Consider the following 11,831-nt stretch of genomic DNA (forward strand, 5'->3'; position numbering starts at 1 on the left):
TCATCGTCACTACACCATTACTCTATGAATGCTGGTGTGCTCACCCTGATGGTTTCCGGGCCGGTCCCCGGTAGCCCGCGCGGCGACGCCGAGTCCGCCTCCGCCCTGGCCCGGGAACTGCACACCCGGACGATCCTGCACGTCGTCCGCTCCGGTGTCGACGATCCCGCCGGGCCGCCCGACCCGGCCCCGCCACCCCGGCCCGGCCGCTCCGACCCGGCACCCAGCCACAAGGGCGGCGGGCCCGGATCACTCGCCGAACTCGTGGTCACCGGGCTCTTCTCGGCCACCACCGTCGCGGCACTGGCCCAGGTCGCGGTCGCCTTCGTCGAACGCGGCGCCGCCCGCCGGATCACCCTGCGGGACGGCCGGCGCACCCTGACGATAAGCGCCCCCGGCGAGGACACCGAGCAGATGGTGGTCGAGTGGCTCGGCGTGCCGCCGACACAGAGTGGCACCGACTCCGGTGCCGATTAACCCGCCGGCCGGGCGTTACGCACTGCTCGTCGCCGTCGGCGAGTACGACGATCCGTCGCTGGACCAGCTCCGTGCCCCGGAGCAGGACGTGGAGCGGCTGGCGGCCGTCCTGGAGGACCCGTCGGTCGGCAACTTCACCGTCCGTACCTTGCAGGACCCCGCCGACCAGGAGGTACGCCGGGAGGTCGAGGACCTGCTCACCGACCGGGTGAACGACGACCTGGTGCTGCTCTACTTCTCCTGCCACGGCATCGTCGACCCGTTCCACCGGCTCTACTTCGCCGCCGCCAACACCGTGCGGACCCGGCCGGCCAGCACCGCCATCTCCCGCTCCTTCGTCAACGAGCAGCTGGAGGCGTGCCGGGCCGCCGCGAAGGTGCTCGTGCTGGACTGCTGCTTCGCCGGCGCCTTCGCCGAGGGCTTCAAGTCGGCCCCGCAGGGTGCGCTGGAGGGCCAGGTCGGCCGGGGGTACGTGGTGATCAGCGCCTGCGACAGCTACGAGTACGCCTTCGAGTCCGACGGCCTGGTCGAGTCCGCGCCCCGGGGCTCGATCTTCACCGACGTGCTGCTGGAGGGGCTGGCCACCGGCGGTGCCGACCTGGACGGCGACGGGCGGGTCGGTGCCGACGAGCTGTTCCGGTACGTCCACGACGGGGTGGTGCGCCGCCGGCCGGACCAGAAGCCGAAGTGGAGCGCGTACAACGCCGAACCGCACATCTACCTGGCCACCGTCCCGCCCACGGCGAACCTGCCCGGCACCGGCACCGAACCCGGCGAGGTGGCCGGGTCCGACCGGGCGGCGCCGCCCCGGCCCAGCAACTACACCCGGCACCAGGCGATCGTGGCCCGCGGCTTCCGGGCCGGCGCCGACCTGGTGCGCCGGACCTACGGGCCGCTCGGTCGACGGGTACTCGTCGAGGACGCCGCCGGGGCGTACCACGAGCTGGCCGACGCGGCGAGCGTGGTGCGGCTGTTCACCGCCTACGACACCCGGGACGCGATCGGCGCCGGCTATGTCCGGGAACTCGTGGAGGGGGTACGGCACCGGGTCGGCGACGGTGCGACAAGCACCGTGGTGCTGGCCCAGGCCATGCTGGACGGTGCCTCGGCGGCGCTGCGGGCCGGGGCGAACCCGGTGGCGCTGTGCCGGGGGATCGAGTCGGCCGCCCTGGCGGTCCTCGCCGAACTGGGTGACCTGGCCGTACCGGTGGAGACGAAGGAACAGCTCAGGATGGTCTCCACGATCGCCTCCGGTGACGAGGTGATCGGCGACCTGCTGGCCACCGCGATGGAACGGGTCGGCAAGGACGGCGTGGTGATCGTGGAGGAGAGCAACCTCTTCGGACTCGAACTCGAACTGACCCGGGGCACCCGGGTGCCGGCCGGGCACGTCTCGCCGTACTTCGTGACCGACCCGGAGGAGGCCGAGGCGGTACTCGACGACCCGTCGATCCTCATCGTCGACCAGCGGCTCTCCGCCGTACCCGAGTTGCAGCCGCTGCTGGACGAGGTCGGCCGCTCGGGCCGGCCGCTGGCGGTCTTCGCCCGGGACGTCCGGGACGCCGCGCTGACCGCCCTGATCGTCGGCAAGATGCGGCACACCCTCGACTCGGTCGCCGTCCGGCTGCCCTGGCCGGACGAGGAGCGCCGCACGGTGATGGCGGACCTGGCGCTGCTGACCGGGGCCCAGGTGGTCGGCGACGACGGGGGCGGGCTGGCCGCCGCCACCGCCCAGGTGCTCGGCGGCGCCCGCAAGGTGATCACCACCCGCCGGGACACCACTGTGGTGGACGGGGCCGGCGACCCCGCGCTGGCCCGGCGCCGGTCGCAGGGACTCCGGGCGGAGCTGGAGCGGCGGTCCGCCGGACACGACCGGGAGCTGCTGCGGGAACGGCTGGCCCGGCTCGGCGGCGGGGTGGCGGTGATCCGGGTCGGCGAGTCGGCCGAGGGGCAGCTCAAGAAGCGCAAACGCCAGATCGACGACGCGGTACGCAACGCGAAGGCGGCCGTCGAGTGGGGACTCGTCCCGGGTGGCGGGGCGGCGCTGATCACCGTCGCCGGCCGGATCGGGGTCCGGCTGCCACCCGGCGGCGACGAGGCGCTCGGCTACGCGGTGGTGGTCGACGCGCTCGTCGCGCCGTACGAGGAGCTGATGCGCAACGCCGGGCGGAACCCGGCGGCCGGGCCGGCGGACCTGGGCCGGCGCGGACCGTGGATGACCTTCGACGTGGTCGCCGGCAGCTACGTGAGCGCGCTGGACGCCGGGATCGTGGACGCGGCCGCGACGTTGCGCCAGGCGGTCACCGCCGCCGCCGGGGTGGTGACCCGGTACCTGATGATCGGCTGACGGCTGACGGCTGTCCGGTCCGTCGGGAGGTTGGCGGGTGGCCGGCGCCGGGAGAACCCGACGCCGGCCCCAGCCCATGCTGCTACGTGGTGCCGCCGACGTGCAGCAGGTCAGCGATCCGTTCCGCGACCGGTCCGGCCTCCAGGTGCAGCCACGACACGTTCAACCGGTCGTCGCCGAGTACGGCGAGCAGGACCTGGTCGGAGACGCCGTACACCGTGAAGTAGCCCTGGTGACTGTGCACCGTCAGTTCGCGCAGCGGACCCTGTTGGAGGGTCAGCCCGCACTGCCGGCCCAGCCCGAACGTCGTCGCCGCGAGCGCGGCGAGGTCGAGCGGCTCGGGGCCGGCGGTGAGGTCGTGTCCGAGCAGTCGCCCGTCGACACCGGCGAGCACGGCGCCGCGTACCCCGGGCACCCGGTCCCGGAGCAGGCTCAACTCGGCGTGTACGGCCGACTGGCCGGGTCGGGGCGGGGCGGCGAACCCCGGCTGGTCGAAGGCGCCCTCGGGCAGGAACTCCTCGCCGCCGCTGTCGAGTCGGGCCCCCGGTGAGCGCCGGGGCAGCGGGGTCTCGGACAGGTCCCCACTGGCGGGCTGGAACTGCGTCACGGTCATCACCGCTCCTCGACCTTGCGCGTGTGCCGGGCGGCGGACGCGGGAGCGGCCGGAGCGGCATGCCGGAAGGGTGCCTCGCCCGCGCGGGAACTCAGCGGCCGGATCAGGTGGTGGTTCGCCACTGACAGCGCCTCCATTCTTCTGTGAGCGTCACTGCCCGTATCGCCGTCGTCGCGGGACGGCGGGTCGGGGCGGCGGCCGGTCTGACGCGCGAGCTGCTCCTTCCGGGAGGGTCGCATGCCGTGGTGCAAGTTGCATCTCGCGAGACAGGTAATTGTCTGTGCAGCTAACTTACTGTTGACCCGTCCGCGAGGGAACAGGGCGATACGACCGATGTTGCGCGGCATGGGCGGTCGTTCTACGCATCGCGCCACTGCGCACAGTAATCAGAACGCAGGGTGATTGCACGTGGCGTCTGCAAACCACAAATGCACGTGCGCTTCCCAGGTCACCCCCGCGGTGGAGTGGACGACATCGGGGCACTGTGTCAGAGTGCAAGGCGGAGATATCTACGGACGCAACTATTTGATGCGCTGACGCGGGGAGAAGCGCGGTGTTGCCCAGCACCGCCCGACGAGGTTCGGGTGAGCGACGTTGATACCCCTCGGGGCCGGATCGTTACTCGAATACCGGGTGACGGACGCGACGTGGGTCTGCGCCGGGGTCGTACCCGTCGCCCGGTTCTGCTTCTGCCTGACCGACCCCGATCCGCCGCCACGATGGCACTGGCAGGCGAACGCCCGGGACAACGGCCTGGTCGGAGCGACCGAAGGGGCGATGCTGGTGCGCACCGGCCGCGGTGGCGGCTGGGTCGACCTGACCGTCGAACTGCACCCGGAACCGCCGGTGGTCGAGACGGCCGGCTGGGACGAGGCGGTCGAGATCTCGTACCGGACGGCGGTCGGCCAGTCGCACGTGCGGTCCGCGCGCGGCGGCCGTAGCGACTTTCCCCGGGTCAGCTTCCGGGGCCCGGGCAGCTACCGGATCCGGGTGCACGCCCGGGGCCGGCACCCCTGCGCCGGCCGGCCCGGTGCCGACCGGGCCGAGGAGTATCTGTTGCAGGTCTGGGCGGCCCGGATCGGTCGCACCGAGATCCTCCGCGCGACCGAGGGCTGACCGGCTGCCGGCGGAGGCCCGGCGGCCGGCGGAGGGGCCGGGTTCGGACCGGGGTAGCCGGCGGTTCGCGGGTAGCCGGCGGTTCGCGGGTAGCCGGACGGATTGTCCGACGGCGGGGTCCGGGGCGACGACATGCTTCGCTTGTCGGTCCGCCGCGCGACCCGACGCCGGCGGGCCGCCCTCCGCCGACGTGGCGGCGGACCGGTGGAGGGTCGGTCACCGGGGTGACCTCGTCGGTGGCCGACCCCGAACAGGCCCGGGGCGGGCGCCCGCAAACCCGGCCGTCACCTTCCCCCGTAGCTGACGGCCGGTCCAGCCCGCCCCGGTGCCGATTCCTCCGACCCTCCGCCTGCGGCCGGTCGGTCTCTGCCGACCCGTCTCTGCCGACCCGTCTCTGCCGGCGCCGTCGGGCCGCAACTCCCGAGCCGGCGCCGTCGGGCCGCAACTCCCGAGCCGGCGCCGTCGGGCCGCAACTCCCGAGCCGGCGCCGTCGGGCCGCAACTCCCGAGCCGGCGCCGTCGGGCCGCAACTCCCGAGCCGGCGCCGTCGGGCCGCAACTCCCGAGCCGGCGCCGTCGGGCCGCAACTCCCGAGCCGGCGCCGTCGGGCCGCAGCCCCGCCGACCGCGTGCCCGGAATCGCCCCGGCCGTGCTCGGTGTGGCCCTCCTCGTCCGGCCGATTGGTGGGTTTGCGGTCGGATCGGGCCGACTTGGCCGACGCCGATCGGGCCAGGACGGTAACCGGGAGGTCAAGGTTTGCTTATCGAGGATTACCAGCGGGTCCATCGGTGCTATACCGTGGCCGGGTGAGAGTCGAGCGGCACTGGTGGAACGGCGATCGGGGTCCGCGCTCACGGCGCGACGTCTACATTCGTACGGATGGGCAACGATGGGAAGTCGAGGCCCAGGTCGGGGGCGCCCAAGGGCGCTCGAAGGTGCAGCAGTGTCCCGGTGAGGCGTCCGCGCGCATCCTCGCGGACGCCTGGCTAGGTGGACGCGCGGGCTGGCGAGAGATGGTGCTCTGAGTCGACCGCCGTCCGGTTGGTCGCGCAGAACTGTCCAGCGGCTCGCGATCCGTACAGATCCGAGAAGCGGTATCCCGTTCGAGGGGTGAGGGTCACCCGTCGACGCGGAGTTGCGGGTCCAACCGGGCGGCGTACGCACCCGATACCGGAACATGTCGCGGTGGCCAAGGCACTTTCCGCAATCTGCCAAAGGAATGGCAGCCCATTACCTTGGGCGGTTGCGCCAAGTTACCATCTAACCACTCATGGTGATCAATGTCTTGGTGACGATCAGCGGGGTGAGGGTTCGTGGCGCGGGACCTTGACAGGCGATCAGGCGTAACAGGGCGGCGGATCGGTGACCTCGATCGGAGTCTGCTGCTGCACTGCCGGACCAACCAGGTCACCCAGGCGGCCGAGGCGGCCGACCGGAGCGGTGGCGGCCTGGTCGTCACCGTCGACCGGGGCAACCTGCGCGGCTGCCTGAGCCGGGCCCGGCACCTGCGGGAGGTCGACCACTACCGGCGGCCGGTGCTGCTCGACGCCGCCCGGTACGCCGGTGCCAACCGACTGCCCGCCGCCGCCCCCTTCGACCCGCGCTGGATCGACTGCCAGCGGGACCTCGGCCTGCCGGTGCTCACCGACTCGGGCTACCTGGACCGGGACGACAGCGCCGGCCTGGCCGGGATCCTCGAACGGGCCGCCCGGCTCGGCGACGCGATCGCGCTGCTGCCGATGCACCCGTGCTGGCTCGCCGACCGGATCGCCCGGCAGACCCTGCTCCGCTACGTGGCCGCGGTCGGCGTACCGGTGGCGGTGGTCGTGGAGGAGTCGGCGAATCCGTTCAGCCCGGCCAGTACCGTGCGCGGCCTGCTCCAGCTGCTCGGCTGCGGCGTACCGGTGCTGCTGCTCCGGGCCGACCTGCCGGCGCTCGGCCTGCTCTGCTCCGGCGCGGCCGCGGTGGCGGTCGGCACCGAACCTGGGCTACGCCGGCTCGACCCGCGCCGGCCCGCCGGAGCCCGGCCACCGGCCGGGGTACCCCGACCGTCGGCGGTGGTCCGGCAGTGCCTGTCGTACGCGCCACTCACCGAGATCGAGGCCACCCTGCGGCGGTACCCGGACAACGGCATGTGGCACTGCGGCTGCGCGACCTGCGCCGGCCGGGGGCTGGGCTGGCTGCTTGACCGGCCGGACGGCGAGCGGAGCCGTACGGCGTTCCGGCACTCCGTCGACGTCCTGCTCGACCTGCGTGCCGAGCTGACCGGGCCCTCGGCGCAGCTCGACGAGTGGAGCTGGCGGGCCCGGTGCGCCGCCGCCACCTCCCGGCGCCGCGAGGTGGGCTGGGATCTGCTGCCCATGCTCGACCACTGGCAGCAGGTGCTGGCTCCGCCGGGCATCTCCCGGACACCGGCTCCGGCCGGGCGCCGGGCCGGCGGGACGAGCCGGTTCTCCCGGGCGACGCCCCCGCGCTCGGCAGCCTGACCGGTAGGTGCGGAGGTCGCCCCACCGCTGCCAGCCGTCAGCTCGGCACCGCCGAACCGACGACACCGTGCGGACGGTCAGGCCAGCGCCATCCGGGCCCAGCGGCTCGGGCTGAGCGTGAGTACCCGGAACGGGCAGTGCCGGTCGGTGAGCAGCGTGTACGCCTCGATCGCCCGCTCGGCCGCGTCCTGGGCCTGCTCCGCCGGGGTCATCCCGCGACCCCGGTTGCGGAACAGCGCGCCGTAGAAGGCGGAGCAGAAGACCCCGCTCTCGTGCCAGCCGACCTGTGCCGAGGTGCCGATGTAGGTGACCTCGTCCTGGAGACAGTCCCGGACCGCCTTCTGCCAGGCGCCGGTGCCGGTGCGACAGCCGTCGGCGAGGATCGCGTGCGCCGAGATGCCCCGACCCCGGGCGGCGGCCTCCTCGCCCAGCGCCTCCAGCGAGATCTTCGTCCGGCCGTCGCTGCTGGCGAAGGTCGGCGTGTCGCTGCGGTCACCGTGCGCCATCACGTGCAGTACGTCGCAGGAGGCGGTGAACGCGGTCAGCACGGTGTCCGGGTCCCGGGAGCGGACGAAGTCGATGTCGACGATCGGTTGCTGGTGCTCGGCGTTGATGTTCTGCAACGTGGACTGCACGAACGTCATCGCCGCGTCGAACGACGAGTCGAGTCCGATGTCGAGCAGACTCACCCGCTTCGCCCTCATCGCCATGGACGAACCTCCCCCGAAGTGCGGTCAACACGCTACTCCTGCCACGCCAACCCTGCCGGGCGGCACCGTGCCGACCTCCGGTCGGCCCAGCACCGTGCCGACCTCCGGTCGGCGCCCGCGTCGCGGCGCCCCGGCCGACCGGGCGGTGGTCGGCGGTCAGTCGACCAGGGCCGCGTAGACGAGCTGGCGCAGCTCCGCGCGCAGCGGATAGGTGCTGGACGGAACGAGCTGGGTGAAGAGCAGCGCGGTGATCTCGTCGACCGGGTCGACCCAGAACGCCGTACTCGCCATCCCGCCCCAGTAGAACTCGCCCGGGTTGCTCGGCGTACGGCTCGGCACCGGGTCGAGCACCACCGCGAAACCGAGCCCGAAACCGATCCCGTCGAAGCTGGTCTCGGCGAAGCCGCCGGTCGAGAGCCGCCCCAGGTCCTGCCCCTCCGGCAGGTGGTTGCGGGTCATGAACCGGACGGTGCGCGGGCCGAGCAGGCGTACCCCGTCCAGCTCCCCGCCGCGCAGCAGGAACTGGGTGAACCGGTGGTAGTCGGCCGCGGTGGAGAGCAGTCCGCCACCACCGGAGTGCAGGGCCGGCTGCTTGCGCGCCAGCGCGCCCACCTCGTCGTACCGGACCGCCTGGCCGGTCGCCGGGTGTGCGGCGTACAGGGCGGCCAGCCGGTCGGCGGCGGCGCCCTCGGCCCACCAGCCGGTCTCGGTCATGCCGAGCGGGCCGAAGATCCGTTCGGCGAAGAAGACGTCCAACGACTTCCCGGAGACCACCTCGACCAGCCGGCCGAGCACGTCGGTGGCGACCGAGTAGCCCCAGGCCGTACCCGGCTGGAAGAGCAGCGGCAACCGGGCCAGCCCCTCGCTCGCGGTGGCCAGGTCGAGGTGCGACGGCGGATAGAGGTCGAATCCGGCGGCCCGGTAGAGCCCGTCGACCACCGAGGTCTGCAGGAAGCCGTAGGTCAGCCCGGCGGTGTGGGTGAGCAGGTGCCAGACCCGGATCGGCTCGACCGCCGGCACCGTGTACGGCTTGAGCGCCGACCCCCGGTCGTAGACCCGTACGTCGGCGAACTCCGGCAGCCAGCGACTGACCTCGTCGGTGAGCTGGAGCCGCCCCTCCTCCCAGAGCATCATCGCGGCGACCGAGGTGACCGGCTTGGTCATCGAGTAGATCCGCCAGAGGGTGTCGGAGTCGACCGGCAGCCCCGCCTCCCGGTCCCGCAGCCCGTAGGTCGAGGAGTGCGCGATCTCGCCCCGCCGGGTCAGCACGATCTGCCAACCGGCCAACTGCCCCGCGTCGACGTACCTGGCGAAGTGCTCGTCGACACGGGCCAGCCGCGCCGGGTCGAAGCCGACCTGATCAGGGTCGACGCTGCGCTGGAGGCTCATTCGCCGAACCCTACTGCCGCCCGGGAAGAGCCGGCAACGACCACCGGACCGGCCGGTCGGACCGTCCTGCGGCTGGCCGGGCGGGTGGGGTCGGGCCAACTTGCGGCTGGCCCGGCGGTGGGTCGAGCCGTCCGACGGCTGGCCGGGTGCTCGGGTAGGCGGTCGGGTCGGAACGTCCTACGGCCGGCCCGACGGTCGGACCGGGCGCCAGTACTGCCGCTTGCCCTCGTCCCGGACCACCACGCCGAGCCGGCTCAGTTCGGCCCGCAGCTCGGCGAGATCCGCCCGGTCGTCCTTGTCCAGGGCCCGCTGCCGGGCCTTGAGCAGCGAGTTCGCCCCGGGCGGCAGCCCTGGGCCGCCGTCGGTCCAGCGCCGGAAATCCGCCGCGTACGGGTCACCGTCGGCGTGCCAGCGGTAGCCGTACGCCTCGAAGGCGGCGCGGAGCCGGTCCGCCGGCAGGTCCGAGGACTCCCGGGCGACCTCCCCGCCGCCGGGCCCGAGCAGGACGAGCCGCTTGCCGTCCCGGAACGCCCCGGCGATCTCCGCCCGGTCGACCCGCCGGGCGGTGCCGTCCCGGAGCAGGGTGACCGCGTCCCCGGCGACCGTGACGGTCAGCCGCTCGGCGGCGGCGATCGCGGCCACCAGCAGCCCACCCAGGGCGCCGAGGAACAGCGCGCCGAGACTGGCCCAGGGTTCGGCGTCGGCGACCTCGTCGATCAGCATGAACGGGCCGCGCATCGGGATCCAGCGCAGCGACGCCACCCAGCCGGCGCACGCCTGCACCAGCCAGAGCAGGCCGGCACCGAGCACCGGGCAGAGCACCCAGACCACTGCCACCAGCCAGGCCGGCTCGGCCACCACGGTCGACCCGCCGACGACCGGTGACCGGGTGCCGTCCGGCGGGATCAGCTCGGCGGGCACCTAGGACACCTCCCGGCGTACCGTCCGGAGCAGGCCGCCGAGCAGCGGCAGCAGCACCCAGACGGCGGCCGAGACGGCGAGCCGGGCCCACTGGCCGCCGTCGAGGTCGCCCGGGTTCGGCGGCTCGATCAGCGGGGCCATGGTCAGGCTGGTGTCCAGCCACTCGGCGGCCCGGTGCAGTCGCTCGACCATCCCGCCGAGGATGGACCAGGCGATCGGCAGCACCAGGGAGAGCACGATCGCCAGCGGGGTGCTCTGGAACAGCAGGCCGAACGCGATCCCGAGCAGCACGTTGCCGATCTGGAAGACGGCCGCGCCGACGAACGCCGGTACGCCGGTGGACCAGGAGCCGCCGTCGCCGGCCAGCCCGGCCAGTACGGTGCCGAGGGCCGCCGTCGCCAGCGTGGCCGCGACGGAGAGCAGCGCGGCGATTACTCCGGCGCCGACCTTCGCCCCCACCACCCGCTGCCGCCGGGGCACCAGCGCGAAGGTGGTCAGCACGGTGCGCTGGGAGAACTCGCTGGTGACCAGCAGGATGCCGAGGATCGGCAGCAGGATGCCGACCGGGAACTGGGCGAGTGCGAAGAAGTTCTCGAACCGCTGCTCCGGCTCGGGCGCGGTGAGCAGCAGCACGGCCACGATGGCGGCCGCGACCAGGCCGATGGTGACCAGCAGCCAGAAGCCGGCCCGGGTGTCGGCGAGCTTGCGCAGCTCGACCAGGGTCAGCCGGAGCAGCGTCGGCCGGGCGATCCGGTGGGGCTGTCCGGGAGGCCCGCCGGCCGGGCTGGGAGCGGCGGGCAGCGCGATGTCGTCGACGGTCATCTCTGGGCCTCCCGGATCGAGTTCCCGGCGGTCAGGGTGAGGAAGATCTGTTCCAGGCCGGCGCTCTCCGCCGGCCGCAGCTCCAGCAGCGCCACCCCGGAGTCGGCGGCGGCCTGGCCGACCGCGCCCGGCTCGGCCCCGACCAGCAGACCGCCGTCGGTGCCGGACCGCACCGGCAGCCCCGCCCGGTCCAGGGCGCCGCGCAGCGCCTCCGGATCCCGGGCCCGGACCAGCGCCCCCGCGCCGGCCAGCAACTCGTCCCTGCTGCCCTGCGCCACCACCCGGCCCGCACCGATCACCACCAGCCGGTCGGCCACCGCCTCCACCTCGCGTAGCAGGTGCGAGGAGAGCAGCACCGTGCCGCCCCGGTCGGCGAAGTCCCGCAGCAGGCCACGCATCCAGAAGATGCCCTCCGGATCCAGGCCGTTCGCCGGTTCGTCCAGGATCAACACCCGGGGATCGCCGAGCAGCGCCTGCGCCAGGCCGAGCCGCTGCCGCATCCCCAACGAGTACGCCCGGACCCGCCGCCGGGCCGCGACCGGGGTCAACCCGACCTGGTCCAGGCACTCGTCGACCCGGCGGCCGGGCACTCCCATGGTGCGGGCCGAGAGCAGCAGCGTCTCCCGCCCGGTCCGGCCCGGGTGCTGGGCACCGGCGTCGAGCAGCAGCCCGACCCGCCGGCCCGGGTTCGGCAGCCGGCGGTAGTCCACCGATTCGACAGTGGCGCTGCCCTCGGTCGGCGGGGTCAAGCCGCAGATCATCCGCATGGTGGTGGACTTGCCGGCCCCGTTCGGGCCGAGGAACCCGGTCACCGTGCCCGGTTCGCAGCTGAAAGAGACGTCGTCGACCGCCGTGTGCCGGCCGTACCGTTTCGTCAGGTGTTCGACGGCAATCATGGGATCGAGCGTGTCTGGTCCGACCGGTCGGGCGCTGCGGCCCGCCGTCGACTTCC

General features: G+C 73.5%; 11 protein-coding genes. 4 read left to right on the forward strand and 7 right to left on the reverse strand.

From position 1 onward, the window contains the following. The first annotated feature begins 24 nt into the window (after positions 1-24). Together ACN28A_RS21265 and groEL are read left to right on the forward strand one after the other, a co-directional pair. A complete protein-coding gene (locus ACN28A_RS21265) occupies positions 25-477 on the forward strand; it encodes a hypothetical protein (RefSeq protein ID WP_421397343.1) in 453 nt (150 codons plus the stop codon). Beyond that, entirely contained in the window at positions 467-2,824 is a 2,358-nt protein-coding gene (gene groEL, locus ACN28A_RS21270; RefSeq protein WP_421397345.1) for a chaperonin GroEL, read from the forward strand. Before ACN28A_RS21265 ends, groEL begins: the two co-directional genes overlap by 11 nt. Before the next feature lie 82 nt (positions 2,825-2,906). Here the strand turns inward: groEL and ACN28A_RS21275 are convergent, their stop codons facing one another. Both ACN28A_RS21275 and ACN28A_RS21280 read right to left on the reverse strand, forming a co-directional pair. Next, complete coding sequence (locus tag ACN28A_RS21275) at positions 2,907-3,437, reverse strand: roadblock/LC7 domain-containing protein (RefSeq protein WP_421397346.1); 531 nt, start codon at positions 3,435-3,437, stop codon at positions 2,907-2,909. Next, complete coding sequence (locus ACN28A_RS21280; protein WP_421397348.1) at positions 3,437-3,574, reverse strand: hypothetical protein; 138 nt, start codon at positions 3,572-3,574, stop codon at positions 3,437-3,439. Before ACN28A_RS21280 ends, ACN28A_RS21275 begins: the two co-directional genes overlap by 1 nt. Positions 3,575-4,070: 496 nt before the next feature. Here ACN28A_RS21280 and ACN28A_RS21285 point away from each other — a divergent pair, with 496 nt between their 5' ends. Continuing rightward, positions 4,071-4,553 (forward strand): hypothetical protein, encoded by a 483-nt coding sequence (locus ACN28A_RS21285; protein ID WP_421397350.1) that lies wholly within the window; start codon positions 4,071-4,073, stop codon positions 4,551-4,553. 1,311 nt (positions 4,554-5,864) lie between these two features. Then, on the forward strand, positions 5,865-7,037 hold the full coding sequence (locus tag ACN28A_RS21290; RefSeq protein ID WP_421397351.1) for a hypothetical protein: 1,173 nt from the start codon (positions 5,865-5,867) through the stop codon (positions 7,035-7,037). A gap of 77 nt (positions 7,038-7,114) precedes the next feature. On the opposite strand, the gene ACN28A_RS21295 is transcribed toward ACN28A_RS21290, so the two are convergent. The 5 genes from ACN28A_RS21295 to ACN28A_RS21315 form a co-directional block, all read right to left on the reverse strand. Beyond that, positions 7,115-7,747, reverse strand: coding sequence for a hypothetical protein (locus tag ACN28A_RS21295; protein WP_421397352.1), 633 nt, complete (start codon positions 7,745-7,747; stop codon positions 7,115-7,117). A gap of 156 nt (positions 7,748-7,903) precedes the next feature. Next, positions 7,904-9,136 (reverse strand): serine hydrolase domain-containing protein, encoded by a 1,233-nt coding sequence (locus tag ACN28A_RS21300; protein ID WP_421397354.1) that lies wholly within the window; start codon positions 9,134-9,136, stop codon positions 7,904-7,906. A 177-nt stretch (positions 9,137-9,313) separates the two neighbouring features. Then, entirely contained in the window at positions 9,314-10,057 is a 744-nt protein-coding gene (locus ACN28A_RS21305) for a YqeB family protein (protein ID WP_421397355.1), read from the reverse strand. After that, positions 10,058-10,864 (reverse strand): ABC transporter permease, encoded by an 807-nt coding sequence (locus tag ACN28A_RS21310; RefSeq protein WP_421404547.1) that lies wholly within the window; start codon positions 10,862-10,864, stop codon positions 10,058-10,060. 11 nt (positions 10,865-10,875) lie between these two features. Then, entirely contained in the window at positions 10,876-11,775 is a 900-nt protein-coding gene (locus ACN28A_RS21315) for an ABC transporter ATP-binding protein (RefSeq protein ID WP_421397356.1), read from the reverse strand. Positions 11,776-11,831: the final 56 nt, after the last annotated feature.

It is taken from the genome of Plantactinospora sp. WMMB782, from assembly GCF_049179135.1.
Classification (GTDB): domain Bacteria; phylum Actinomycetota; class Actinomycetes; order Mycobacteriales; family Micromonosporaceae; genus Plantactinospora.

Excerpts from the sequence above, each read along its gene's own strand:
- ACN28A_RS21265 (WP_421397343.1), top strand. The coding sequence starts at position 25 with ATGAATGCTGGTGTGCTCACCCTGATGGTTTCCGGGCCGGTCCCCGGT.
- ACN28A_RS21275 (WP_421397346.1), bottom strand. The coding sequence starts at position 3,437 with ATGACCGTGACGCAGTTCCAGCCCGCCAGTGGGGACCTGTCCGAGACC.
- ACN28A_RS21280 (WP_421397348.1), bottom strand. The coding sequence starts at position 3,574 with ATGGAGGCGCTGTCAGTGGCGAACCACCACCTGATCCGGCCGCTGAGT.
- ACN28A_RS21295 (WP_421397352.1), bottom strand. The coding sequence starts at position 7,747 with ATGGCGATGAGGGCGAAGCGGGTGAGTCTGCTCGACATCGGACTCGAC.
- ACN28A_RS21300 (WP_421397354.1), bottom strand. The coding sequence starts at position 9,136 with ATGAGCCTCCAGCGCAGCGTCGACCCTGATCAGGTCGGCTTCGACCCG.
- ACN28A_RS21315 (WP_421397356.1), bottom strand. The coding sequence starts at position 11,775 with ATGATTGCCGTCGAACACCTGACGAAACGGTACGGCCGGCACACGGCG.